The sequence below is a fragment of the Mesorhizobium sp. M0522 genome (assembly GCF_040321085.1).
Classification (GTDB): Bacteria; Pseudomonadota; Alphaproteobacteria; order Rhizobiales; family Rhizobiaceae; genus Mesorhizobium.
This window is the reverse complement of sequence record NZ_JAMYQW010000006.1, coordinates 130,401-153,446: the sequence shown is the minus strand read 5'-3', so window position 1 is coordinate 153,446 and position 23,046 is coordinate 130,401. Positions and strand designations below refer to the sequence as shown.

The following is a 23,046-nucleotide window of genomic DNA, read 5'->3' as shown; positions in this document are numbered from 1 at the left end:
GCTTTTTCCTTCGGGTCAGTTCGGACGGTTCGCCGATCGCGGCGCGAAGCGCGATAGGATCTGGATCAGCGACATGCAGCCCCAGGTGATGGCGAAGGCGATGATGGCAAGCGCCGCCGGCTCGTAGGCGCGGTTGGCGCCGACGTTCTGCAGATAGGGTCCGAAAGCAGGCCGGTTGAGCAGGCTGGCCATGGTGAATTCACCAATGACGATGGCGAAGGTCAGGAAGGCGCCCGACAGCACCGCGATCAGCACGTTGGGCAGGATGACCCGAGTGATGATCGTGCCCCAGCCGGCGCCGAGGATCTGCGCCGCCTCAGTCAGTGTCCGCACGTCGATTGTGCGAAGCCCGGTGTCGACGGCGCGATACATATAGGGCAGCGCCAGTGTCGCATAACCGATGACCAGCAAGGCATTGGCTCCTGTGTCGCTGGCCAGGAACGGCAGCGGTGAATTCGACCCGTACATTCTGATGTAGCCGAAGACGATAACGATGGCCGGGATGACCAGCGGCAACAGCGTGATGAACTCGACGACGGGCCTTAGCTGCGGCAGCCGCAGACGAATCCAGTACGCCGCCGGCACCACCACCAGCACGCCAAGGACGATGGTGAAGATGGCGGCGACCACCGAATAGATGAAGGTCGCCTGGAAGCGGGGATCGCCGAGCACGACCTGATAGGCATCGAAGGAATAGGCGCCGCGCCGCATGCGCATGGAGAATTCCACGGTCGCGATCAGCGGAATGAAGAAATAGGCCGCGCCCAGCGCGAAGACGATCCAGGCCCAGAATCTGCCGGACTTCATTTGAGCCACCTCTCAGAGCGCGTCCGGAACCAGATGTAGAAGACATTGGCCAGCCCAGTGATGACGATCATGCCGAAGGCGATGGCGTAGCCGAGATGGGCATTGTGCAGCACGTCACCGCGGATCTGCGCGTAGAGCAGGATAGGGACGATGTTAAGCGAGGAGCCGGTCAGAGCGTAAGCGGTGGCGATGGCACCGAAGGCGTTGGCGAACAAGAGGATGACGGTGCCGAGGAAACTTGGCCAGATCACCGGAATGACGACCATGCGCCAGAACTGCGCCTGGGTCGCGCCAAGCGTTGCCGCCGCTTCGCCCCATTCCTTCTTCAGCCCATCGATCGCCGGCACGATGATCACCACCATCAGCGGGATCTGGAAATAGACATAGGTCAGCGTCAGGCCCCAGAACGACAGGATGTTGAAACCATGGGCATAAATGTTGAAGCCGACCAAGACGTTGAGCAGCACCGTGGCGAGCCCGAGCCGGCCAAGCGTCGCGAGAAAGGCGAAGGCCAGCGGCACGCCGGCAAAATTGGAGGCCACGCCGGAAAAGGTCAGTGTCGCCGAGCGTATCCACTCCGGCAGCCCGCCGCGCACGATGGCGATGGCAATGGCAAGTCCCGCGAAAGCACCGATCAGCGACGAGGCAAGGCTGACCTTGATTGAGATCCAGTAGGCGGCAACGATCGACGGCTGCGCCAAGGCCGCTATGTTTTCGAAAGTGAATTCGCCGGCATCGTTCCGGAATGCGCCCAGCATCAGATAGAGCGTGGGCAGGATCAGGAACATGATGGCGAAGATGAAGAAAGGCGCAACGCCAAGCCATTGCGTCGGCAGCCTCATGCTGCGGGCGTCGGCAGGAGGCGCGGTCTTCCCGGCAACAGCGTGATCGGACAACGAGATATCGGTCATGCGCCGGCTACCGTCCTGGAGGTATGCCGGGCGGCGATCTAAGCCGCCCGGCTGATCTCAAGTCTTACTTGACGTTGGCGCCGACGACGGCATCCCAGTTCTTGGTGATGGCTTCCTTGGCCTTGCCCTGCTCGTCGAGCGTCGGGAACACCGCGGCTGCATAGGACTCGGCCGGCGGCAGCTTGGCCATCACGTCAGCCGGGAGCTTGCCATTCTTGGCGAGGTCGTTGAAGCGGATCGGGTGACAATAGCCCTTCAGCCAGCCGATCTGGCCTTCGTCGGAATAGAGATATTCCAGCCATAGCTTGGCAGCATTCGGGTGCGGCGCGTAGGCACTAATCGCCTGAACATAGACGCCGGCGACGACACCGGTCTTCGGCACGACGACGTCGACCGGCGGATTGCCCTTCAGCGTATCACGGCCGGCAAGCGCGTTATAATCCCAGGTCACCAGGATTGGCGTCTGGCCTTGGGCAAGCGTCGCGGGCTTGCCGATGACCGGCACGAAATTGCCGGCGGCGTTGAGCTTCTTGAAGAAGTCGAGACCAGCCGTGCCGGCGGCTTCGCCGGCAGCCGCACCGCCGGAAAGGCCGGCGGCATAGACTGCCTGGATGGCCTGGTTCGAAGCACGCGGGTCACCGGCGAGCGCCACGGTATTGGCCAATTCCGGCTTCAGCAAGTCGGCCCAGTCGGCCGGCGCTTCCTTGACCAGGTCCTTGTTCACCAGAAACGAAAGCACGCCGTAGTAGTCGCCGGTCCAAAAGCCTTCGGCATCCTTGGCGCTGTCCGGGATCGAGTCCCAGGTTGACACTTTATAAGCCTGGATCAGGCCATCCTTCTTTGCGGTCGGGCCGAAGCTCAGGCCGACGTCGATGACGTCGGGCGCTTGCGGGCCCTTGTTGTCCTTGTTGGCCTTGATCGCCTCGACCTCGTCGCCGGAGCCGGCATCGGGGTTGAGTTCGTTGATGGTGATTTCCGGATATTTCGCCTTGAAGCCGTCGATGACCGCGCCGTAGCCGCACCAGTCATGGGGCAGCGCGATGGTGGTGAGCTGGCCTTCAGCCTTGGCTGCGGCGACCAGTTCATCCATGGACTGGGCCGACGAGATGGCAGAAGTCGCCATCAGGGCGACGGCCGAAAGGGAAAGCAGTTTTCCCGTGAATTTGAACATGTGTTCTCTCCGTTGAACTGACGCCGTTGGACGCCTGCGATGCGGTATCGTTTTCGTGTGACAGCCAGATGAAAGCTTTGTGAAAGCGATGCCCCGCAGTACGAAAAAGTAAACTCTTTTTAACCGGCTGTAGCAATCGCTTCGCGATTCTTTTTCCGGCTAACTAGTTTCGATCTTGCCTTTCATCTTTCCCCCTTTCCTTTGCCTCTTTTCCTAACTCGATTTCCGATGCGAAAATTGTCTCAGACGGCGCCGGCGATGGCGTTTTCGAGCAGCGTCAGCGCCGCCTTCTTGGTCAGCTTGACGGGGTTGCCGCCGGCGGTCGGGTCGACCACCGCCATGTCGGCAATCAGGCCCTTGCGCTTCTTGTCCATGTCGAGGCCCTTGATCAGGCCGGGCAGCGCGTGCGGCACCTTGAGCTCCTTGCGCAGCTTGACAACAGCCTTGGCAAAACCGTCGAAGCCGCCCTTGATGCCGCAATAGGCGGCGAGCCGGGCTATGCGCGGCTCGATCGCCTCTCGGTTGAAGGCCAGCACGTAGGGCATGAACACGGCGTTGGTCATGCCATGGTGGGTGTCGTAGAGCGCGCCGATCGGATGCGACAGCGAATGAATCGCTCCAAGCCCTTTCTGGAAGGCGGCCGCTCCCATGGCGGCGGCGCTCATCATGTTGGCGCGGGCGACCAGATCCTTGCCGTTGGCATAGGCTTTCGGCAGGTTTTCGAAGACCAGCCTTATGCCTTCCACGGCGATGCCGTCGGCCATCGGGTGATAGCCCGGCGCGCAATAGGCTTCGAGACAGTGAGCGAGCGCATCCATGCCGGTGCCGGCGGTGATGAAGCCAGGCATGCCGACCGACAGCTCCGGATCGGCGATGACGATCGCCGGCAAGAGTTTGGGATGGAAGATAACCTTTTTGGTGTGGGTCGCCTCATTGGTGATGACGCCGGCGCGACCGACCTCCGAGCCGGTGCCGGCCGTGGTCGGCACGGCGATGATCGGCGCGATCGCATCGGCATCGGCGCGTGTCCACCAGTCGCCGACGTCCTCGAAATCCCAGACCGGCCGTGTCTGCCCGGCCTGGAAGGCGATGAGTTTGCCGAGATCGAGCGCCGAGCCGCCGCCAAAGGCAATGACGCCGTCATGCTTGCCCTTCTTGAACACGGCAATGCCGGCGGTCAGGTTGGAATCCACCGGGTTCGGCTTGACCTCGGAAAACACGCCATACGGCACCTTGGCGTCGTCGAGGATCTTCAGCGTCGAGGCCACCACCGGCAGCCTGGCCAGTCCCGGATCGGTGACGAACAGCGGCCGCTTGATGCCGGTCGCCGCCAGCACCTCCGGCAGCTCCTTGATGCGTCCGGCGCCGAAGCGGACGGTCGTCGGGTAATTCCATTTGGAAACGAGTTTTGTCATTTCGACCTTCTTGACTGCTTTCGTGCTCTTGGATGTCATTCGTTCACAAAGGTGTTGGCCACACGTTCCGACCGCATCATGTACGGAACCCAGATGACTGCGGCCCATATCGAGCGCGAAATTCCGCCCACGGTGTCTGCGTCGTACGCGTCGGCCAATTCTGGAACGGCGGTGGAAAAAGCCAGATGCACAGCCCATGGATCGAGAACGGCATATACCGGCATCGCGAATGCCCAAATCATGTACCAGCCGGGGAATATCTGCCAGCGCTTGAACATGAAGAACAATAATAGGGCCGGGGCCGATAGGTTTAGTATGCCGAATATCAACAATTCGGCAAGAATCCGCACACCTTGGGACAAACTGAAGGCCTGCCAGTTCTGTAACATGCCGAGATAGTCGGTATTGTGCAGTTGTACCAACCCCAGTATCGGCGTGAGCATCAACCCGAGCATCGGCAGGACAAGCCATCCGCCGATACCCTCGGGACCCTCACGATCTGGCAAAGCCGATTGTTGTGTATCCGCCATTACTCCCCCTCAACAGCGATCGCATGCTTGTCGATCGCCACCTTAGATCACCTCGCGCAGATGGTATGATCTCGGCCTGGTCAGATTATCGTAGCCGATGGCCGACAGTGCCGCGCCCTTGCCGGTGTCCTTGACGCCGGTCCAGACCAGCGCCGGATCGAGATAGTCGCAGCGGTTCATGAACACCGTGCCGGTCTCGACACGATCGCCGATCGCCGCCGCATGCTCAATGTCGCGCGTCCAGATCGAGGCCGTCAGCCCATAGGGGCTGTCGTTCATCAGCGCGATCGCTTCCTCGTCGTTGCGCACCTTCACGATGCCGACGATCGGGCCAAAGCTTTCCTCTCGCATGACGCTCATCTGGTGGTCGACCTGGGTCAGCACTTCCGGCGCCAGATAAGGCGAACCCTGCCTGTCGTTGGCCACCTTCATATTGATGTGCGCCCTGGCGCCCTTGCGCAACGCCTCGGCCTTCTGCTCGCGGATCAGGTCGGCGAAGCGCGCCTGCGCCATCGGCCCCATGGTGGTCGCCTGGTCGAGCGGATTGCCGACGACGTAGTTCCTGGTCTCGGCAATGAAGCCCTCGACGAATTCATCGTAGACCTTCTCGTGGACATAGACGCGTTCGATGCCGCAGCAGCACTGGCCGGAATTGTAGAAGGCGCCGTCGACCAGATTGGCAACGGCATGGTCCATCTTTGCGTCCGGCAGCACATAGGCCGGATCCTTGCCGCCGAGTTCGAGGCCGAGCGTCATGAAGGTGCCCGCCGCCGCCTTCTCGATGGCGCGGCCGCCGGCGACCGAGCCGGTGAAGTTGACATGGTCGATCTTGCCGGAGCCGAGCAGCCTTTCAGTCTGCGCGTGGTTCAGGACGAGGTTCTGGAACAGGCCCTTGGGCAGGCCGGCCTTATCAAACGCCTGCTGAAACCGCTCGCCGACCAACAATGTCTGTGCCGCATGCTTGAGGATGACGGCGCTGCCCGCCATCAGCGCCGGGACTATGGTGTTGACCGCAGTGAGATAGGGATAGTTCCACGGCGCGATCACCATGACCACGCCGAGCGGCACCTTCTTCACATAACGGCGAAAGCCGTCCTTCGGGTTGGAGGCCATCACCGGCTTCAGGGCCGCCTCGGCGATCTCGACCATGTAGCTGACGCGTTCCCTGACGCCGCCGAACTCGCCGCCATAGCGCACCGGCCGGCCCATCTGCCAGGCGATCTCCGGCACGATCTCGCCGGTCATGGCGACCAGCGCTTCCAGCATGGCAGGCATGTATTTGCCGCGCTCGACGACCGGCGTCTCAGCCCACTTCTCCTGCGCCGCCTTGGCACGTTCGACCGCGGCACCGATCGCCTGGTCGGTGGCAAGAGGCCGTTCGGCATAGATCGAACCGTCGACGGGGGATTTTATCTTCACGGTTTCCAAAGAGGTCTCCAAATCAACAAGGCACTGTTTTGACGAAGCCGGCCGCGCCATAGGCAAGGATTGCGCGATCGCGGGTGATGATCTCGAGGTTTTTCGAGCGCGCCGTGGCTATGATGATCCGATCCGTTGGATCGTTGTGAACGACGCCGGGCAGGAACGAAGACTCGACCAAAAGCTCACTGTCGATCCCCTCGACGCTCGCTGCCCCGGTCTGCACGAACCGTTCGAACCATGCGAGCGGTGACTTGATGAATGGCAACCGGCCCTTGGCTACAAGCATGCCGATTTCCCAGGCGGACATCACGGAAACGGCGATCACGCTGCCATTTTTGCGTGCGCTGGTCACCTTCTCGACCGCAGCCCTCGTGACCGGCTGCTCCGTTGACAGCCACAGCATGAAGCATGTGTCGAGCAGAACCCCCTCACTCGTCATAGACATTGCCCCAATCCGGATCGGCGGGCGCGGTATAGTCGACGTCCGGAAGCAGGGTGAGCGTCCCGGCCATGCATCCAAACAACGGATCGGCACCCCGAGGCGGCACGATGTACTCTTCCTTGTTGCCGTTCATGTCGTCCACGAAATCCACTTGCCCCTCCTTGAAACCAGACCGGCGATCAGGCTCCGGTGGCCTCGCCGCATCATTGGAACTTCCGAGGTGCACCAATATCTCGCTTTCCTGCCGGTCGAGAATTTCAGCAATCTTGCGTATCTCGTCGACCTGCATACGCCGCTCACCGTTCAGTGTCCGCGACAAGGCGCTGTAGTGTATGTTCATGCGGCCGGCCATGCTGCGTACGGTGAGCTTGCGCTCCTTCATTCGACTCATGAACCACGCCTTGTCGACATGGGCTCTACCTTTGGGCAAACGCTGCCTCCTGCGTGTTGCTGGTGCGATAACCGCAACAATATTGCGTAAAGCGCAACGCCGTCAATACCGCTCGAACCCCCTGTGCAGTTCCCAGTCCGTAATCCGGCGGTCGTACTCGAACTGTTCCCAGTGTGCCGTGTGGACATAATGTTCCAGCACATCGTCGCCGAGCGCCTGCCTCAGCATTTTCGATTCCGCCAGCGTCGCGGTGGCGTCGCGCAATGTCTTTGGAATTTCAGGCAGCTGCGAGGCCTGGTAGGCATCACCGACGAAGGGCTTCTGCAGTTCAAGCTTTTCATCGATGCCGGCAAGCCCGGCCGCGATCAGCGCGGCGAAAGCCAGATAGGGGTTCAAATCGGCGCCGCCGACGCGGCATTCCATGCGGATGCCCTTGGTGCCCTCGCCGCAAAGACGGAAGCCGGCAGTGCGGTTGTCTTCGCTCCACATGATCTTGGTCGGCGCGAAGGTGCCGGCCTGGAAGCGCTTGTAGGAGTTGATGTAGGGCGCCAGGAACCAGGTGAATTCCTTGGCATATTTGAGCTGGCCGGCCGCCCATTGCTGGCCGAGCGTCGACAGCGTCCACTCGGCATTCTTATCGTAGAACAGCGGCGTCTTGCCGTCGGCGCTCCACAGCGAATTATGGATGTGGCTGGAATTGCCGGCCAGCCCGTAATTGTACTTGGCCATGAACGAGATCGCCTTGCCTTCGGACTCGGCGATTTCCTTGGCGCCGTTCTTCAGGATGACGTGGCGGTCGGCCATGTCGAGCGCCTCGGCGTAGCGGACATTGATCTCTTCCTGGCCTGGCCCCCACTCGCCCTTCGAATTCTCGATCGGGATGCCGGCCGCCTCCATCTCGTTGCGCAGCCGGCGCATGACGCCTTCTTCCTTTGTGGTGATGCCGATCTGGTAGTCGCCGATGTAGGGCGATGCCGTCTCGAGGCCCTGCCAGTGCTTCTTGCGGGCGGAATCGTAGGTCTCGCTGAACAGATAGAATTCGAGCTCGGAAGCGAAATAGCCGATATAGCCGCGTTCCTGCAGCCGCTTGACCTGCTTCTTCAGCATGGCGCGCGGCGAATGCGCCAGATCGTCATGGGTATGGTGGTCGAGCACGTCGCAGATCACCAGCGCCGTCTTCTCCAGCCACGGAACGCGCCGCAGCGTCGCAAGGTCCGGCTTCATGACGAAATCGCCGTAGCCTTTCGACCAGCTCGCCGCCTTGTAGCCGGGCACCGGTTCCATATCGATGTCTGCGGCCAACAGATAGTTGCAGCCATGCGTCTCGTCATGCGCGGAATCGACGAAATACCGGGCCAGGAACCGCTTTCCCGCGAGCCGCCCCTGCATATCGACGATGCAGGCCAGCACCGTGTCGACCTCGCCGCTGGAGACCGCTTGCTTCAACTGATCGAACGAGAAATTTCCGGCCATTCCTTTGGCACTCCAGCGCTTGTCGTTTCGGGCTTGTCACTTTGAAAAGGAAACGAAAACCACGGCCGGCGCGAATGCCGGCCATGGTCATGAGAGGGCGTCAGGCGCCGGCTTCGCCTATGGCTACCTCGGCTGCCTTGATTGCCGCCTGGCGCTTTGCGATCTGGTCGCCAATGGGCGGACCCTGGAAGCGGCGGTTCTCGAAACCGAACCAAAGCACCGCGGTCAGCACAATGAAGCCCAGGGTGATATAGAGCACTTTGTCGTTCGGCGGCTGGATGGCGATGTAGAAGATGATCGCCATGCCGATGACCGACAGGATGCAAAACAGCTTGAACAGGCCGGCGCCGAGGTTCCATGGGCCGGGGTTCGGCCATTTTTCCGTTCCGAAAGCCATCATGCCGAGCACGATCGGAATGATGAAGGACAGAAACAGGAACACCAATGTCGAATTGACGACGATGGTATAGATGTTCGTGCCGCCGACCGAGATGAACTGGGCAAGAAAGACATAGATGACCTCGAGCACAGCAGCCGTCCAAATCGCATTGACCGGCGTGCGCCAGGTCGGGCTGACCTTGGCTAGCGAGGCCGAGCCGACCGGCATGCCGCCGTCACGCGAGAAGGCGAAAAGCATGCGCGAGGCAGAGGTGACCGTTGCCAGACCGCAGAGGAACTGCGCGATCAGGATGCCCAGATAGAGCAGTGTCTTCAGCCACGCCGGCAAGATCGCGTCCATCGTGGCGAAGAACACGCTCCAGCCCTGCTTGGCGCCGGCCGCCAGATCCGGAATCGCCAGTACGATCGCGCACAGCATCACCCAGCCGATCAGCGACGACCAGACTACGGACGAAACGATTGCCCGCGGAACCGAGTGCGCCGCCCTCAACGTTTCTTCCGAAGTATGCGCCGACGCGTCATAGCCAGTGATGGTGTAAACCGGCAGTAGCAGGCAGAGCAGGAAGAGATACGTCATGGAATCGGACTGCGGGAAAACACCGCCGCCCGCGTCGCCCGAATAGTTCGTGAACGTCCACAGCCGCGTAATGTCGATCGCTGGAGCAAACATCAGGCAGGCGACGATCAGCACGGCTGTCGTTGCCAGGATCAGGAAGCCGGAGGCGTCCGTCAACATAGCCGTCAATTTGATGCCGAAATGATTGAGCAGCGCCTGCAACACGGTGATGAACGCGACAAACCCGACGATCTCACCAGGCGTGCCGGTCATGCCGAAGGCTCCGCCGAAAGTGCCGACGAAGAAGAAAGCAGTACCGATGTTGATGGCGCCGAGCACGGTGATCAGGCCGAGCAGATTGAGCCATGCGGTGAGCCAGCCAGTGAAACGGTTCCCTAGGATGGATGCCCAGTGATAGAGGCCGCCGGCGGTCGGAAATGCAGAGGCGATCTGGGCCATGGCGAGCGCGAAAAATCCCGAAACCATGCACCCGACGATCCAGCCGATGCCAGCGCCGGCGCCACCGATGGACGACGTCGCTTGCGCGAAGGAATTGATGCCGCCTGAGAGGATGCAGATGATCGAGAACGAGATCGCGAAATTCGAGAAGCGGCTCATGCTTCGCGACAGTTCCTGAGCATAGCCCATTCCGTGGAGAACTTTCAGGTCCTCCTTCTTGTCAACTTCGCTGTAACCCGGTGCTACCATTTTAAAGTCCCCTTTTGGTTTCTTAGCTGGCCGATTGAACTGACTTTCCGACTGCGCTTGGTCTGGAGGCCTTGGCCGCTTCGGGCTCCAGATTGAGAAAAATACCGGTGAGCAGATCCGCCCATTTCCGCTGCCCGGCCGCGCCGGCGATCTCGTCGTTGCGGATTTCAATCATTGCGCAGGGCAGCCCGCGCGAGCGCGCATGGCGTTCCAGCGTGAAATAGACCCGGTCGGCCGGCGAATAGGGTTCGTTGACGCCGACGCTGACGCCGGCAAGCCGCTTCAGTGTCGCGATCAGCGGCGCCGCCAGCCGGCGATCCTCGTCGTGGATGATGCCGATGTGCCAGGGCCGGCTTTTGCCTTTGTAGAGCGGCGTGAAGGAATGGATCGAGACCAGCCTGGTCTCCCGCCCGGCCGCCAGGCGCTCGTCGATGACCGTTGCGATCCGCTCGTGAAACGGTCGCCACGCCAGCGCGATGCGCGCCTCCCGCTGGTCGGCCGAAAGTCCCTGGTTGGCCGGGACCACGGTTTTTTCGCTGGCGCTGACCGTCACTATCAGGTCCGGCGCGTCGAGCGGGCGGTTGCAGTCGATGATGAGCCGCGAGATGCAGGTCTCGACCAGCGTCGCATCGAGCGCCTCGGCCATGCGGCGCGCCACCGGCAAGGCGCCGGGATCCCAGGCGATGTGGCGGGAAAGATCCTCGGCGGCAAGGCCGAGCGTTCCGAATTCCGGTGGCAGGAAATTGGAGGCGTGGTCGCAGGTCAGCACGAAGGGGCTCGATCCGCCGGGGTTCGTCACCCTTACGGTTTCAGGCGATGCAAGGCTGGCGGGCCGTGCTGTCTCCATTGTCTGCTGTCCCCGGGGAGCGCTGTATCGTATGTTACGTATTTTGCCTCATTGCGTCCCTGCGGATGATTTCATACAGTTTGGCCGGCTTTGTCAAACGCGATTTCGATAATGCGCTAACGGCACGGCCAGGGTGGGGAAAAAGCATGGTTTCGAGCATTGCCGAACTGATCTCCGACCGCATCGGCACCATGCCGGCCGGCGAGCGGCGCGCAGCGCAAGCGCTGATCGCCAGCTATCCGCTGATCGGGCTGAAGACGGTCGCCGAATTCTCGGCTACGGCCGGCGTATCATCGCCGACGATCCTGCGTTTCGTCGCCCGGCTCGGCTTTCAGAACTATCCGGAATTCCAGTCGGCGCTGCAAGACGAACTGGCGGCGCAATTGCAGTCGCCGGCGTCACGGACACTCAATTCCCCGTCGCCGGGCAGCAGCGCCGTGTCGCCGATGCTGGAGGCGACGCTCGACAATATGCGCGAGACATTCCGGCATCTCTCTGACAAGCAGCTTGCCGACATCGTCGCCAAGCTGGCCGACCGGCGCGGCAAGACATTCCTGATCGGTGGCCGCTTCACCGACCCGCTGGCGCGCTACATGGCGGCCCACCTTGCTATCATCAAACCCAACGTCTTCCATCTCGCCGGCCAGGAAAGCGTCTGGCGCGACCGGCTGATCGACATGGGCAAGCGCGACGTGCTGGTGATCTTCGACATCAGGCGCTACCAGGATAGCCTGGTCCGTTTCGCCGAGACCGCCAACCAGCGCGGCGTGCAGATCGTGCTGTTTACCGACCAGTGGCTGTCGCCGATCGCCCGCTTCGCCCGCCACGTCATTGCCGGGCGCACCGCCGTGCCTTCGGCCTGGGACTCATCCGCCGCACTTTTCGTCGTTGCCGAAGCGCTGATCGGCGCGGTCACAAGGCAGCTCGAAGCCGACGGCGCCAAACGCATCCGCGAACTGGAAAGCCTGCGGTAGAGCCCCTCCGGAAAGGGACGCATTTCGCTTCGGTCTAGTCCACTAAAAAACTGATCATCTGCAGAATCAGGATCAGCAAAAAGACGCCAAATACAGTCGCAAAAACCGCTGCCAGCAGGACGGTGCGTTGCTTCTTACCCATGGCTTTCCCCCCGAAAGCATAGTCCCCGTCCACGAATACGAATGTCAGTCCCGCCCCACTGCTCGGCCACCTCCCAACTCCTCAAGACCCGCCTGCGGCTGGGGCGGAGGAGTAACGACGACTGGTTCACGCACGAAATGAACAGCTTACCAAGGTGCTCGCTAACGGGCACGGCCGCATCATTCATCCGACCCATGTCACGGCCGAATGACCACCTTGCATTTCGGGCTTAACCATTCAGCCGCTAAGCGTGCCCCACCCCAGCTACTTTACCCATGGCAAGCATGATCGAAGTTCGGCTAGCCTTGTCGACGTGAAGCCGCTTCCTTGAACCAAAGCGCGGTGAACTGCACGGAGGGTACGATGAGCTATCTGGACGAGCTGTTCTCAGTCGCCGGCAAGACGGCGCTGGTCACCGGCGCCGCGACCGGCATCGGCCGCATGGCGGCGACCGCTCTGGTCATGGCCGGCGCCTCGGTGATGATCGCCTCGCGCAAGAGCGAGGATTGCGTCAGGGTAGCGGGCGAGTTGAACGGCCTTGGCGCATCCGGCCGGGCGGAAGGTTTTGCCGGCGACGTCTCCAGCGAGGCCGGCATTGCGGCGCTTGTGGCCGAGGTCAGGGCGCGGACCGAGCGGCTGCATATTCTGGTCAACAATGCCGGCATCTCCTGGGGCGCGCCGCTGGAAAGCTTTCCCTACCATGCCTGGGCCAAGGTGTTCGGCGTCAACGTCACCGCGGTCTTCCACCTGACGCGCGAATTGCTGCCTCTGCTCGAGGCCGCCGCCAGCGATGCCGACCCGACCCGGGTGATCAACCTCGGATCGGTGATGGGCACGCAGCCTTTGGCCGAAGATGCCTACTCCTACTCGGCCTCGAAGGCCGCGGTTCACCACCTGACGCGCATCCTGGCAATCGAGTTCGCCGCCCGCCGCATCACCGTCAACGCCTTTGCGCCTGGCCCTTTCCAGAGCCGGATGACCGCCTTCGCCACCGGCACCGAGGACCAGGCAAGACATATCGGCAACCACGTTCCGATCGGCCGCATCGGCGCACCGGATGACATTGCCGGCGCAACGCTCTATTTGTGCAGCCGGGCCGGCAGCTATGTCAGCGGCGCCATCCTGCCGATCGATGGCGGGCAGTCGGTGCAACACGGGCTGACATTGTTCAAGGAATGAGACGCACGCCATCCGGCGAGTGAAATGCCGGGGGTGAAGATGGAGGACATCAGCGTGGAACCGATCAGTCTCGATGTGCTTCTGGCCAACGTCGGCAAGGAAGTCGGCGTGTCGCCATGGCGGGTCGTCACCCAGCGCATGATCGACCAGTTCGCCGATGCCACCGACGACCATCAGTTCATCCATTGCGATCCGGAACGCGCCAGCCGCGAAACGCCGTTCGGCGGCACCATCGCGCATGGCTTCCTGTCGCTTTCGCTGTTGTCGGCGATGACCTTCGAAACCATGCCGCCGCTGGAAAACAGCAAGATGGGCGTCAATCACGGCTTCGATTCGCTGCGCTTCCTGGCGCCGGTGAAGACCGGCTCGCGCATCCGCACCCGTTTCGTGCTGGCCGACGTCAAGGTCAGGCCGTCGGGGTGGGTGCAGACGGCGCACGACGTGACGATCGAGATCGAGGGCTCGAAAAAACCGGCGCTGACCGCGCGCTGGCTGACGCTGACCCTGATCGAACGCCAGCCGGAAGCGGTCTGACTCTCGTCAGGCGGAGAAGCCCAAATCTATCTGTGCCAAATCTATTTAGCTTCGGCCGCGACGTACTTCATGTGGCGGCTGACCTGCAGCGCAATGTAGACGACCAGTGAACAACCGATTGGGAACACGATCTCGTTGAGGCCGGTTGCGATCGCCTGTGGCATTGCGAGAGCAGCGTCATTTGCCGCGGCCGTCTCGATGGTCAGCACCGTGGTGCCGCCGCCGAATACCGCGCCTATCAGGGCGCCTGCCAGCGCGAAATGGAGCGGACGCGGTTCTTCCTTCGATGCCAGCGACGCCAGTGCCCAGCCGAGCAGCCCGTATTCGATCGCCCGCAGCACACCGAGCGTCGTGAGCGACAGGATGGCCGGCTTTGCCGCCGCGTCCAGCGCGCTGACCATAACCTTTTGCGTCCCTTTGGCGATGCCCATCGCCAGTGGCTCCGAAATCGCACCGATCAGGCCACCGAGCGAGCCTCGCACCTTGGTGAGCGCCGTGCCGAGGCTGACGCCGGCGCAGACGAAGAACGACTAGGTCACGCCTTGCGCCAGTTCGATCAGAAACTGCGTCGTCGCGGGGTTGGCACCTGCCGCAAATCTGACGGTCAGAATGAGAGCTTCCATGGCGAAGCCGAGCGCGATCGCCAGCCATGCGACAGTCAAGCTTCTGCTTCGTGCCACCCTTGCCCGACGCCGTACAGCGTATATATGCTGCATCCAGCCATCAGTCATAAGGCAGTAGAAAGTTGCAGCTAAGCGTCCAGGAGCGCCGCGAAAAACAAAAGGCTGAACTGCGTTCCGAACTTGTCGACGCCGCGCACAAGCTTGTCCAGGAAGAAGGCTATGACGGCCTCACCATCCGCAAGCTCGCCAAGCGCGTTGGCTATGCGCCGATGTCGGTCTATTCCTATTTCGCCGACAAGCAGGACATCCTGTTCGCGCTGGCCGAGGATGCCTTCGAGACCTTGGCCAGGCGCATCGCAAATCATACGGCCGACGACCCGATCGAGGCGCTCAAGGCGGTGCTTGTCGAATACGCCGCCTTTGGACTGGAAAATCCCAACGAATACCGCACCGTCTTCATGACCGAAAAAGTCAGGCCGCCAGCCGGAAAGACCTTCGCCGAAATGGAGAGCGGCAACCCGGCGATGAAAGTGCTGATCGCGAGGGTCGAAGCCTGCGTTGCCGCCGGCAGGCTCAAAGGCGATCCACGCGCCATCGCCACCATGCTGTGGGCGGTCGGCCACGGCGCCATCTCGCTGCTGATCACCTTCCCGTTCTACCCGTTCGGCGACCAGACGACGTTCATCACACGGATCGGCGACATCATGCTCGAAGCCATCGCCGCGCATGAGATTGCGCCGCTCACGCCGCCGGTCAACTGCTGAAGAGCGGCGCTCCTCCCGATCTGCAGGATCTTCTCCGAACGATCCGCGCCCCGGCGCCGAGCGTTCTGCAATTCCTGCGCTCAATTTCTCCGTACATGTACGATTTTGCTTGAACTCCATAAGTCTTGGGCGTATCTGTACGCAATGCCGTACATGTACGAATCCAATAACTGGAAACCGGAGACCGACGATGAAGAAGGCAATCCTCACGCTCGCCGCCCTGCTGGCGCTCTCTGGCGCCGCATTTGCCGGCAGCAATCAGTCAGGCAAGCAAGAAGTGACCTGCATCGATACCAAGACCGGTGCGAAGCTTGATTGCGCGCCGACCGGATCGCTTGAAAAGGCGGACGCCGCGGCCCACAAGGCCGGCAGCAAGGGCCCGAGGCTCGGCATCGGCATCGACCCGTGGATCGTGCCAAGCAGCTTCTGAGCCGATCGGGCGACAATACGCGGTGAGGAAACGAAAGGGCGGCAGCAATTTCCGGCCGCCCATCGTGCCGGCCTCAGCCCTGCTTTTTGTCACCCCGCGCAGATCACTTCTTGCGCTTCTGTCCCACCACGCTTTTGGGCTTGCCGGGTCTTGCCGGTGCGCCGGGAATGGCCGTTCCGGTGATCGACACCGGATCGCTGGCCGGGAATGTATCCTCGAGGCCTTCCTCGAGTTCCTCTTCGATATCCGTCCCAGTGCGCTGCTCGTCTTCGAAAGAGCGCACGGCCGGCGTCTTGACCGGCGACTTCGGCGCGGAGTTCGGCGGCATTTGCATTCTCCCTCGGCTCGCTGTCGCAGAACGGTCGGGCGCGGCGAACATGCCTATGCTGCCGCGTCGCGCGCTGCCTCCGACAGAAAAGTAAAGACATAATCGGAAAAGGAACGCCAGCATTCGACGCGGAACGCGTCGACCGCCGTGCGCAACAGCACGATTTCGACCTTGCCGAGAATGGTACGCGACGCCGCCCCGACCGGAAAGGCGTCGAGCGACAGATCCTGCGGGCAGCCGGCATTGATCGTCGCCGCGGCAGCCGGACCGGTAACCGATATGGCGACGTTGCGGTGCGAGATGCCGACCGCCGAATGCAGTACGGAAATGCTGGCGCAGTCGGCGAGCGGATCTTTTCCGCTCTCGTCGATGACCAGCCATTCGTCCGGCCCGAGCCACAAGGCCGTGCGTCCGGCCTTTGCCGCCGAGGTTTTCGGCCTTTGCGGCAGGACGACGCCGAGCGCTTTCGAAAGAGCCGCAATCGAGGCTTCCGGCGCGCGCAGCGATATGCGCTCGGCCGGCGGCAGCACGGCAAGTGTAACGCCGGCGGCGGAAAGCGACTGGCCGGCGAGAGCCGGACGGCGTTCGACTGAGGGTCCGGCGGCGTCGGTTTTCAAAGCGGCCTTAGCCATTGAGGCGCTCCCCCTTCTCGTCGAAGAACACCATGCCGGTGACCTCCACCTCGATCACCCCGTTCGGCATCGGCACATAGAGCCTCTCGCCCTGGCGCTCGCGGCCGCCGGCGACCAGCCCCAGCGCGATCGAGCGGCCGCAATTTTGCGACCAATAGCTCGAGGTGACATGGCCAATCATCTTCATCGGGATTGCCTGCTTCGGGTCCGCGACGATCTGCGCGCCCTCCTCCAGCACCACCTTGGGATCCCTCGTCTTCAGGCCGACAAGCTGCTTGCGGCCCTTGGCGACCAGATCCGGCCGCGCCATGCCGCGAATGCCGACGAAGTCGGTCTTCTTCTTGCCGACCGCCCAGTCGAGCCCTGCGTCGTTGGGCGTCACCGTGCCGTCGGTATCCTGGCCGACGATGATGTAGCCCTTTTCAGCGCGCAGCACATGCATAGACTCGGTGCCGTAAGCACAGGCGCCATGCTTCTGGCCCTCGGCCCATAGCGCTTCCCAGACTGCCTCGCCGTAATCGGCCGGCACGTTGACCTCGAAGCCGCGCTCACCGCTGAACGACATGCGAAACAGCCTGGTCGGCACGCCGCAGATCCGGCCTTCGCGCACCGACATATGCGGCAGCGCCTCATCCGACATGTCGATGCCCTCGACCAGCGGCGCGATGATGTCGCGAGACTTCGGTCCCTGCACGGCAATCACCGCCCATTGCTCGGTGATCGAGGTCAGCCAGACGTTGAGATGCGGGAACTCGGTCTGGAGATAGTCTTCCATATGGTTCATGACGCGCGGCGCGCCGCCGGTCGTCGTCGTCACATGGAAACGGTCGGGTGCAAGCCTGCCGACGACACCGTCGTCATAGATGAAGCCGTCCTCGCGCAGCATGATGCCGTAACGGCAGCGGCCGGGCTCGAGCTTCTCCCATGGATTGGTGTAGAGCAGTTCCATGAATTTGGCCGCATCCGGCCCGACCACCTCGATCTTGCCCAGCGTCGAGGCGTCAAACAGACCGGCTGTCTTGCGCACCGTGACGCATTCGCGGTCGACGGCGGCATGTATGTCCTCGCCCGGCTTCGGGAAATACCAGGCGCGCTTCCACTGGCCGACATCCTCGAATACAGCGCCCTGGCGCTCGGCCCAGGGATGGATCGCCGTCTTGCGGGTCGGGTCGAACAGGGGACCCCGCGCGTGCCCGACGATCGAGCCGAATGTCACCGGTGTATAGGGCGCGCGGAACGTCGTCAGCCCGACCTGCGGGATCGGCTTGCCCAACGTCTCGGCGGCAATCGCCAGGCCGTGCATGTTGGAGGTCTTGCCCTGGTCGGTCGCCATGCCATTGGTGGTGAAGCGCTTGACGTGCTCGATCGAGCGCATGCCCTCATGCACTGCCTGGCGGATGTCCTTGGCGGTGACGTCGTTCTGGAAGTCGACAAAGGCCTTGACCGTCGTATCCGATCCGGCACCGGGTGCTGCACCCAGCATGCCGCGCGACCAGCTCTCGCCGGCGTCGACCTTCGGCTTGGTGCCCTTGGCCGGCCTGCTGCCGGCGTCCTTGGCCGCCTTGGCGCCGGCCGCGTAGGCCTCGTCGATCGTCGCCGACAGCCCGTCGGTGCCGTTGCAGGCGCCGACCGATACGCAGTCCTGCGCATAAATTCCGGGCACGAAGCGCTTGGTCTCGTCATTGAAGGCGACCTTGCCGCGCGATTGCGAGAACAGATGCACCGATGGCGTCCAGCCGGCCGACATCAGGATTGCGTCAACCGGCATGGTGCGTTCGCCGCCGCCATTCTTCGGCTGTACGGTCATCGACGACACCCGCAATTTGCCGCCGGCGCGGATCACCGCGCGGCCGAAATTGACCTCGATGCCGAGCGCCCTCGCCTCGTCGATCGCCGGCCCGGTCGGGTTGTCGCGCAGGTCGACAATCGCCGCCACGTTGATGCCGGCCTTTTTCAGGTCGATCGCCGCCGCATAGGCGGAATCGTTCGCCGTATAGACGCCGATATTCCTGCCGACGGCGACGCCGTAATGGTTGAGATAGGTGCGCGCCGCCGACGCCAGCATGATGCCCGGCCGGTCGTTGTCGGCAAACACCATGTGGCGCTCGATGGCGCCGGTCGCCAGCACCACGCGTTTGGCGCGAACCTGCCACAGCCGCTCGCGCGGCAGGTCGCGGCCGGGGTTCTGCAGATGGTCGCTGACGCGCTCGACCAGCCCGACGAAATTCTGCGCGTAATAGCCGAAGGCCGTGGTACGCGGCAGCACGCGGACATTGTCCATCGCGCTCAACTTGGCGAGAGCCGATTGCGCCCAGGAAAAGCCGTCCTGGCCTTCGATCTTCGCGCCGATCTCGAAGCGCAGACTGCCGCCGAATTCCGCCTGCTCGTCGGCAAGGATAACGCGCGCGCCGGTCTCGGCCGCGGCCAATGCCGCGGCGATGCCCGCGGCACCGCCGCCAAGCACCAGCACCTCGCAATGGGCGAAGCGCGCCGAATAGTGGTCGGGATCCGGCTGGTCAGGAGCGACGCCGAGACCGGCGGCGGCGCGGATCTTGGGCTCGTAGAGGTTTTTCCACGCGGCCTTCGGCCACATGAAGGTCTTGTAGTAGAAGCCGGCCGAAAGCATCGGCGAGGCAATACTGCTGACGGCACCGATGTCGAAAGCGAGCGACGGCCAGCGGTTCTGCGACTGTGCGGTCAATCCGTCATAGAGTTCCTGCACCGTGGCACGCACGTTCGGCGTCTTGCGTGCCGCGTCGCGCTTGATCTCGACCAGCGCGTTCGGCTCTTCGGCGCCGGCCGACAGAAAACCGCGCGGCCGGTGGTACTTGAACGAGCGGCCGACGAGATGGACGCCGTTTGCAAGCAGCGCCGAGGCCAGCGTGTCGCCCTCGATGCCGCTATAGGGGCGGCCGTCGAAGCTGAAGCCAGCTAACTTTGCCTGCTTGAGCCGCCCGGCGCCGGCAATGCGGAACGTGGCGCTCATTTGGCGGCTCCGGGCAGCTTGGTGGGCTTCGGTTCGCCGGCCTTGTAAGTCATCAGGAACCTGTCGCTGACGGTGTCGCGCACGGCATTGAAGAACCGCGCACAGCCATGCATGTGCCGCCAGCGCTCATAGATGATGCCTTTGGGATTTGAGCGGATGAAGAAGAACTTTTCGAAGTCGTCGTCAGTCTCGCCGGCGATGTTGGGGGAACGCGCGATATGCGCCTCGCCGGCGTTGCGGAATTCGAGCTCCGGACGCTCTTCCTCGCAATAGGGGCAGCGGATGAGAAGCATGGTTGGTCCTACAGTTCGCCGTGGCCGACGCGAGCGCCGGCAGGTTGGTCGCAAAGCCTCTGGCCCATCGTCACGAAGGGCGCGACCAGCCGGATGCGCTGCTCGATGCTGGCTACCGGGCGGAAAAGGTCGCGATATGCCATATTGCCGACCGAAAGCGTCATCGGTTCGGTCGTCACGATGACGTAGCGCCGCTCGAATTTTTCGCCTTCCTCGAGATCGGCTGGCCGGTTCTCCATAAAGGTGACCACTCTCTGACCGGCGCTCCAGGCGCAGGCGAGTACACCCTCGTCGACGGAAAACGGCCAATCCGCTTCATTGCCGACGCGGCTGATGGGCTGCAGGCGCACCTCCTCTGGCGTGGGGATATGGAACAGGCCCTGCTCGCCGGCGAGCATCAGCGGCATGGCGACGGCCATCACGGTCATCTTCAGTGCGCCACCGCCGCCGCCGCCGCCTCGTCGATGAGGCGGCCGGTGCGGAAGCGCTCGATGGTGAAGGGCGCGTTGATCGGGTGCGGATCGTCCCTGGCGATCGTATGGGCAAAGACATGGCCCGAACCCGGCGTCGCCTTGAAGCCGCCTGTGCCCCAGCCGCAATTGACATAGAGGCCGGGCACCGGCGTCTTGGCCAGGATCGGCGAACGGTCCGGCGTCACATCGACGATGCCGCCCCATGAGCGCAGCATCTTCATGCGCGTGAAGATCGGGAACATCTCGCAGATGGCGTCCAGCGTATGCTGCAAAATGTGCAGCCCGCCGGTCTGCGAATAGGAGACATATTGGTCGGTGCCGGCGCCGATGACCAGTTCGCCCTTGTCGGACTGCGAGATATAGGCATGCACGGTGTTCGACATCACCACGCAAGGCACCACCGGCTTGACCGGCTCCGACACCAGCGCCTGCAGCGGATAGCTTTCCAGCGGCATGCGCACGCCGGCCATGTTCATGATCACCGATGAGTGCCCGGCGGCAACCACGCCGACCTTCCTGGCGCCGATGAAGCCGCGCGTCGTCTCGACGCCGGTGACCGCGCCGTTCGGCGCCCGCTTGACGCCGGTGACCTCGCAATTCTGGATGATGTGGACGCCACGCGCCGAGGCGCCGCGCGCATAGCCCCAGGCGACCGCATCGTGACGCGCCGTGCCGCCGCGGCGCTGCAGGGCAGCACCCATAACCGGGTAGCGCGCACCGGGCGAAATGTTGAGCGGCGGGCAGAATTCCTTGGCCTGCTCCGGCGTCAGCCATTCATTGTCGATGCCGTTCAGCCGGTTGGCGTGGACGTGCCGCTTCAGCACCTGGATGTCGTGGATGTTGTGGGCGAGCATCATGACGCCGCGCGGCGAATACATGACGTTGTAGTTGAGCTCCTGGCTGAGCCCATCCCACAGTTTCAGCGCGTGGTCGTAGATGCCGGCGCTCTCGTCATAGAGATAGTTGGAGCGGATGATGGTGGTGTTGCGGCCGGTATTGCCGCCGCCGAGCCAGCCTTTTTCCAATACCGCGACGTTGGTGATGCCGTGCACGGTGGCGAGATAATAGGCGGTGGCCAGGCCGTGGCCGCCGGCGCCGACGATGACGACGTCGTACTCCTTCTTCGGCTCCGGCGAGGACCACTGTTCCTCCCAGCCTCTATGGCCGCGCATGGCCTCGCGGGCAATGGCGAATACCGAGTATTTCTTCAACGTCGCAGGCCTCGCAAATGGCGGCCGGGCAGATCAGCCAACCCCGGCGCGCGAGCTTGTATCACTAGCGAAACCGTGCTGCCAGCCTTGCACTGTTTGCGACGGCGCTTGCCGTTTTGCGCCGTGGCGAAAAAGCCGCATCCGGGCAGGTTGATGCAATTGCCTTCCACCGCTATCCGTCGCCTGACGGTCGGAGGATTATGGCGGTGGGTAACGTCTGGTGGAATCTGACATTGCGCTTCTTGCTGGAGCTCGCCGCTTTGCTCGGCCTCGGCATGGCGGGCTGGAGCCTCTCAGCGAGCATGTGGCGCTGGATACTTGCCGTGGCATTGCCGTTCGTTGCCGCCGCGCTCTGGGGAATCTTCGCGGTGCCGAACGATCCGAGCCGCTCGGGGCGGGCGCCGGTTCCGGTGCCGGGCGGTTTGCGGCTGGTGCTCGAACTCGTCATCCTGTTCGGCGGCGCTGCCGGATTCAACCTGGCCGGTTACACGACAGCCGGCATTGCCGTCGCCCTGCTGATCGCCGTCAGCTACGCATTTTCGCTCGATCGGCTCGGCTGGCTGCTTAGGCAATAGTCGCCTTGCCCCTGTTTGCGACGGCGCTTGCCGTTTTGCGCCGTGCTTTCACTGGTCGCTCTTCTGAGCTTCGCCTTTTGAGGGGTCAGCCGGAGCACGCTTCAGGATGGACGGCCCAATCGCATAGGTCGCCCGCAAATAACCTTTGCGGCAATCGGCAGCGATTTGACGAATTTCCGCATCGTCCGACTGCTCCGCCATGGCCACGAAGCGCTCGACGATCACCTCGCGCGGCCTGATAGCCACTGCCGCAGCAAAGCGCCGCAACACCGCATCCGGATTCGCGAGCAACCGTGGCAGGTCCTTGGCACTCGGCATGATATAGTGACCATAAGCATTGACCAGTGTCGTGAAAGCCGAGTCCGGGCGAAGCGCGGCAGCATTTTCCACCGCAAGCCTTAGCTGCCAGCGCTCTGCAAAGCAGATGAACTGGACGACTCTCCACCGAACGCCGGCATGTCCGTCATCCAGCCGCAGCATCACGCGGCCGAGGATGGCGCCGTCCGCAGGGGTCGTGCACCCTAGAAGCGCCTCGATCGCGTCGAACCGGATGCCCGAAGATTCGCTGTCGAGCAGATCGGCGATCTCCGCGACGACGCAATTCATCTTGTAGCTAATTTTGGAACCGGCTTCCGCCGTCAAAAAGACGGCGGCGGCCTGTGTATGAAGGTTGCCGGACGTCAGCAGCGGCCGGAGGTTTTCTAACGGAAAGCCTTTGCCAAATGCCGATTGAAGAGCGAACGTCAACTCGCTGTCGCCCTCGAAGCCGGGGGCCAACAACTTGCTCATTATGTCTTGGGGGGTCATTGGAATGGGTGGCGCGTCCACCC

The 23,046-nt window shown here is 62.7% G+C and carries 26 protein-coding genes; 6 read left to right on the top strand and 20 right to left on the bottom strand.

Translation table 11 applies throughout. The annotated features are described in order from the left end of the window. Positions 1–15: 15 nt before the first annotated feature. The 11 genes from NKI58_RS10390 to NKI58_RS10340 all read right to left on the bottom strand — a co-directional run bounded on the left by NKI58_RS10390 (position 16) and on the right by NKI58_RS10340 (position 11,072). Positions 16–807: an ABC transporter permease gene (locus NKI58_RS10390; protein WP_352568166.1), complete on the bottom strand. Its 792-nt coding sequence runs from the start codon at positions 805–807 to the stop codon at positions 16–18. Beyond that, positions 804–1,718, bottom strand: a complete 915-nt coding sequence (locus NKI58_RS10385; protein ID WP_023675356.1) for an ABC transporter permease — start codon at positions 1,716–1,718, stop codon at positions 804–806. The genes NKI58_RS10390 and NKI58_RS10385 overlap by 4 nt, the downstream gene beginning before the upstream one ends. A 64-nt stretch (positions 1,719–1,782) precedes the next feature. After that, on the bottom strand, positions 1,783–2,889 hold the full coding sequence (locus tag NKI58_RS10380; protein WP_352576162.1) for an ABC transporter substrate-binding protein: 1,107 nt from the start codon (positions 2,887–2,889) through the stop codon (positions 1,783–1,785). 242 nt (positions 2,890–3,131) lie between these two features. Next, positions 3,132–4,304, bottom strand: coding sequence for an iron-containing alcohol dehydrogenase (locus NKI58_RS10375; RefSeq protein WP_352576164.1), 1,173 nt, complete (start codon positions 4,302–4,304; stop codon positions 3,132–3,134). A gap of 35 nt (positions 4,305–4,339) precedes the next feature. Next, positions 4,340–4,834 (bottom strand): DUF2569 domain-containing protein, encoded by a 495-nt coding sequence (locus tag NKI58_RS10370; protein ID WP_352576166.1) that lies wholly within the window; start codon positions 4,832–4,834, stop codon positions 4,340–4,342. 42 nt (positions 4,835–4,876) lie between these two features. Continuing rightward, on the bottom strand, positions 4,877–6,313 hold the full coding sequence (locus NKI58_RS10365; RefSeq protein WP_352576168.1) for an aldehyde dehydrogenase family protein: 1,437 nt from the start codon (positions 6,311–6,313) through the stop codon (positions 4,877–4,879). Continuing rightward, entirely contained in the window at positions 6,276–6,701 is a 426-nt protein-coding gene (locus NKI58_RS10360) for a type II toxin-antitoxin system VapC family toxin (RefSeq protein ID WP_352506370.1), read from the bottom strand. The genes NKI58_RS10365 and NKI58_RS10360 overlap by 38 nt, the downstream gene beginning before the upstream one ends. Beyond that, complete coding sequence (locus NKI58_RS10355) at positions 6,685–7,128, bottom strand: helix-turn-helix domain-containing protein (RefSeq protein WP_352853188.1); 444 nt, start codon at positions 7,126–7,128, stop codon at positions 6,685–6,687. Before NKI58_RS10355 ends, NKI58_RS10360 begins: the two co-directional genes overlap by 17 nt. 63 nt (positions 7,129–7,191) lie before the next feature. Next, positions 7,192–8,562 (bottom strand): glutamine synthetase family protein, encoded by a 1,371-nt coding sequence (locus tag NKI58_RS10350; protein WP_352568172.1) that lies wholly within the window; start codon positions 8,560–8,562, stop codon positions 7,192–7,194. Between the two features lie 100 nt (positions 8,563–8,662). Next, the gene (locus NKI58_RS10345; RefSeq protein ID WP_352568173.1) at positions 8,663–10,225 is read right to left on the bottom strand and encodes an amino acid permease; all 1,563 of its coding nucleotides are present in this window, start codon (positions 10,223–10,225) and stop codon (positions 8,663–8,665) included. 22 nt (positions 10,226–10,247) lie between these two features. Further along, positions 10,248–11,072, bottom strand: coding sequence for an N-formylglutamate amidohydrolase (locus tag NKI58_RS10340; RefSeq protein ID WP_352448256.1), 825 nt, complete (start codon positions 11,070–11,072; stop codon positions 10,248–10,250). 146 nt (positions 11,073–11,218) lie between these two features. Between NKI58_RS10340 and NKI58_RS10335 the strand changes: the two genes are divergently transcribed. The 3 genes from NKI58_RS10335 (at position 11,219) to NKI58_RS10325 (ending at position 13,901) form a co-directional block, all read left to right on the top strand. After that, positions 11,219–12,046 (top strand): MurR/RpiR family transcriptional regulator, encoded by an 828-nt coding sequence (locus NKI58_RS10335; protein ID WP_352576172.1) that lies wholly within the window; start codon positions 11,219–11,221, stop codon positions 12,044–12,046. Between the two features lie 505 nt (positions 12,047–12,551). After that, the gene (locus tag NKI58_RS10330) at positions 12,552–13,367 is read left to right on the top strand and encodes an SDR family oxidoreductase (protein ID WP_352853186.1); all 816 of its coding nucleotides are present in this window, start codon (positions 12,552–12,554) and stop codon (positions 13,365–13,367) included. Between the two features lie 39 nt (positions 13,368–13,406). After that, the gene (locus NKI58_RS10325; protein ID WP_031211357.1) at positions 13,407–13,901 is read left to right on the top strand and encodes a MaoC family dehydratase; all 495 of its coding nucleotides are present in this window, start codon (positions 13,407–13,409) and stop codon (positions 13,899–13,901) included. A 41-nt stretch (positions 13,902–13,942) separates the two neighbouring features. Here the strand turns inward: NKI58_RS10325 and NKI58_RS10320 are convergent, their stop codons facing one another. Both NKI58_RS10320 and NKI58_RS10315 read right to left on the bottom strand, forming a co-directional pair. Then, positions 13,943–14,332, bottom strand: coding sequence for a hypothetical protein (locus tag NKI58_RS10320; RefSeq protein WP_352576176.1), 390 nt, complete (start codon positions 14,330–14,332; stop codon positions 13,943–13,945). 99 nt (positions 14,333–14,431) lie between these two features. Next, on the bottom strand, positions 14,432–14,563 hold the full coding sequence (locus tag NKI58_RS10315) for a hypothetical protein (protein WP_352576178.1): 132 nt from the start codon (positions 14,561–14,563) through the stop codon (positions 14,432–14,434). Between the two features lie 83 nt (positions 14,564–14,646). On the opposite strand from NKI58_RS10315, the gene NKI58_RS10310 reads away from it, so the two are divergent. Both NKI58_RS10310 and NKI58_RS10305 read left to right on the top strand, forming a co-directional pair. Beyond that, complete coding sequence (locus tag NKI58_RS10310) at positions 14,647–15,288, top strand: TetR/AcrR family transcriptional regulator (protein WP_023675343.1); 642 nt, start codon at positions 14,647–14,649, stop codon at positions 15,286–15,288. A 190-nt stretch (positions 15,289–15,478) separates the two neighbouring features. After that, positions 15,479–15,718 (top strand): DUF680 domain-containing protein, encoded by a 240-nt coding sequence (locus NKI58_RS10305; RefSeq protein WP_352448260.1) that lies wholly within the window; start codon positions 15,479–15,481, stop codon positions 15,716–15,718. Positions 15,719–15,821: 103 nt separating this feature from the next. Here the strand turns inward: NKI58_RS10305 and NKI58_RS10300 are convergent, their stop codons facing one another. Genes NKI58_RS10300 through NKI58_RS10275 form a run of 6 tightly spaced genes read right to left on the bottom strand, consistent with a single transcriptional unit; the run spans position 15,822 to position 21,641 of the window. Beyond that, entirely contained in the window at positions 15,822–16,046 is a 225-nt protein-coding gene (locus NKI58_RS10300; protein WP_023675341.1) for a hypothetical protein, read from the bottom strand. Between the two features lie 53 nt (positions 16,047–16,099). Next, the gene (locus NKI58_RS10295; protein ID WP_352576180.1) at positions 16,100–16,678 is read right to left on the bottom strand and encodes a sarcosine oxidase subunit gamma; all 579 of its coding nucleotides are present in this window, start codon (positions 16,676–16,678) and stop codon (positions 16,100–16,102) included. Continuing rightward, on the bottom strand, positions 16,671–19,664 hold the full coding sequence (locus tag NKI58_RS10290) for a sarcosine oxidase subunit alpha (RefSeq protein WP_352785591.1): 2,994 nt from the start codon (positions 19,662–19,664) through the stop codon (positions 16,671–16,673). The genes NKI58_RS10295 and NKI58_RS10290 overlap by 8 nt, the downstream gene beginning before the upstream one ends. Continuing rightward, positions 19,661–19,957, bottom strand: coding sequence for a sarcosine oxidase subunit delta (locus NKI58_RS10285; RefSeq protein WP_352644114.1), 297 nt, complete (start codon positions 19,955–19,957; stop codon positions 19,661–19,663). Before NKI58_RS10285 ends, NKI58_RS10290 begins: the two co-directional genes overlap by 4 nt. An 8-nt stretch (positions 19,958–19,965) precedes the next feature. Then, positions 19,966–20,385 (bottom strand): hypothetical protein, encoded by a 420-nt coding sequence (locus tag NKI58_RS10280; protein WP_352785588.1) that lies wholly within the window; start codon positions 20,383–20,385, stop codon positions 19,966–19,968. A 2-nt stretch (positions 20,386–20,387) separates the two neighbouring features. Continuing rightward, positions 20,388–21,641 (bottom strand): sarcosine oxidase subunit beta, encoded by a 1,254-nt coding sequence (locus NKI58_RS10275; RefSeq protein WP_352785585.1) that lies wholly within the window; start codon positions 21,639–21,641, stop codon positions 20,388–20,390. Positions 21,642–21,847: 206 nt separating this feature from the next. On the opposite strand from NKI58_RS10275, the gene NKI58_RS10270 reads away from it, so the two are divergent. Further along, positions 21,848–22,216 (top strand): YrdB family protein, encoded by a 369-nt coding sequence (locus NKI58_RS10270; protein ID WP_352853182.1) that lies wholly within the window; start codon positions 21,848–21,850, stop codon positions 22,214–22,216. 48 nt (positions 22,217–22,264) lie between these two features. Here NKI58_RS10270 and NKI58_RS10265 read toward each other — a convergent pair whose 3' ends face one another. Beyond that, positions 22,265–23,005 carry a hypothetical protein gene (locus NKI58_RS10265; protein ID WP_352785579.1) on the bottom strand — a complete coding sequence of 247 codons (741 nt, stop codon included), beginning with the start codon at positions 23,003–23,005 and terminating at the stop codon, positions 22,265–22,267. Between the last annotated feature and the right edge of the window lie 41 nt (positions 23,006–23,046).

What these genes read in the sequence shown, in the direction of transcription:
- NKI58_RS10390 (WP_352568166.1), bottom strand. Translation starts at nt 807, where the DNA reads ATGAAGTCCGGCAGATTCTGGGCCTGGATCGTCTTCGCGCTGGGCGCG.
- NKI58_RS10385 (WP_023675356.1), bottom strand. Translation starts at nt 1,718, where the DNA reads ATGACCGATATCTCGTTGTCCGATCACGCTGTTGCCGGGAAGACCGCG.
- NKI58_RS10380 (WP_352576162.1), bottom strand. Translation starts at nt 2,889, where the DNA reads ATGTTCAAATTCACGGGAAAACTGCTTTCCCTTTCGGCCGTCGCCCTG.
- NKI58_RS10375 (WP_352576164.1), bottom strand. Translation starts at nt 4,304, where the DNA reads ATGACAAAACTCGTTTCCAAATGGAATTACCCGACGACCGTCCGCTTC.
- NKI58_RS10370 (WP_352576166.1), bottom strand. Translation starts at nt 4,834, where the DNA reads ATGGCGGATACACAACAATCGGCTTTGCCAGATCGTGAGGGTCCCGAG.
- NKI58_RS10365 (WP_352576168.1), bottom strand. Translation starts at nt 6,313, where the DNA reads ATGGCGCGGCCGGCTTCGTCAAAACAGTGCCTTGTTGATTTGGAGACC.
- NKI58_RS10360 (WP_352506370.1), bottom strand. Translation starts at nt 6,701, where the DNA reads ATGTCTATGACGAGTGAGGGGGTTCTGCTCGACACATGCTTCATGCTG.
- NKI58_RS10350 (WP_352568172.1), bottom strand. Translation starts at nt 8,562, where the DNA reads ATGGCCGGAAATTTCTCGTTCGATCAGTTGAAGCAAGCGGTCTCCAGC.
- NKI58_RS10345 (WP_352568173.1), bottom strand. Translation starts at nt 10,225, where the DNA reads ATGGTAGCACCGGGTTACAGCGAAGTTGACAAGAAGGAGGACCTGAAA.
- NKI58_RS10340 (WP_352448256.1), bottom strand. Translation starts at nt 11,072, where the DNA reads ATGGAGACAGCACGGCCCGCCAGCCTTGCATCGCCTGAAACCGTAAGG.
- NKI58_RS10335 (WP_352576172.1), top strand. Translation starts at nt 11,219, where the DNA reads ATGGTTTCGAGCATTGCCGAACTGATCTCCGACCGCATCGGCACCATG.
- NKI58_RS10330 (WP_352853186.1), top strand. Translation starts at nt 12,552, where the DNA reads ATGAGCTATCTGGACGAGCTGTTCTCAGTCGCCGGCAAGACGGCGCTG.
- NKI58_RS10325 (WP_031211357.1), top strand. Translation starts at nt 13,407, where the DNA reads ATGGAGGACATCAGCGTGGAACCGATCAGTCTCGATGTGCTTCTGGCC.
- NKI58_RS10320 (WP_352576176.1), bottom strand. Translation starts at nt 14,332, where the DNA reads ATGGGCATCGCCAAAGGGACGCAAAAGGTTATGGTCAGCGCGCTGGAC.
- NKI58_RS10305 (WP_352448260.1), top strand. Translation starts at nt 15,479, where the DNA reads ATGAAGAAGGCAATCCTCACGCTCGCCGCCCTGCTGGCGCTCTCTGGC.
- NKI58_RS10300 (WP_023675341.1), bottom strand. Translation starts at nt 16,046, where the DNA reads ATGCCGCCGAACTCCGCGCCGAAGTCGCCGGTCAAGACGCCGGCCGTG.
- NKI58_RS10295 (WP_352576180.1), bottom strand. Translation starts at nt 16,678, where the DNA reads ATGGCTAAGGCCGCTTTGAAAACCGACGCCGCCGGACCCTCAGTCGAA.
- NKI58_RS10290 (WP_352785591.1), bottom strand. Translation starts at nt 19,664, where the DNA reads ATGAGCGCCACGTTCCGCATTGCCGGCGCCGGGCGGCTCAAGCAGGCA.
- NKI58_RS10285 (WP_352644114.1), bottom strand. Translation starts at nt 19,957, where the DNA reads ATGCTTCTCATCCGCTGCCCCTATTGCGAGGAAGAGCGTCCGGAGCTC.
- NKI58_RS10280 (WP_352785588.1), bottom strand. Translation starts at nt 20,385, where the DNA reads ATGACCGTGATGGCCGTCGCCATGCCGCTGATGCTCGCCGGCGAGCAG.
- NKI58_RS10265 (WP_352785579.1), bottom strand. Translation starts at nt 23,005, where the DNA reads ATGAGCAAGTTGTTGGCCCCCGGCTTCGAGGGCGACAGCGAGTTGACG.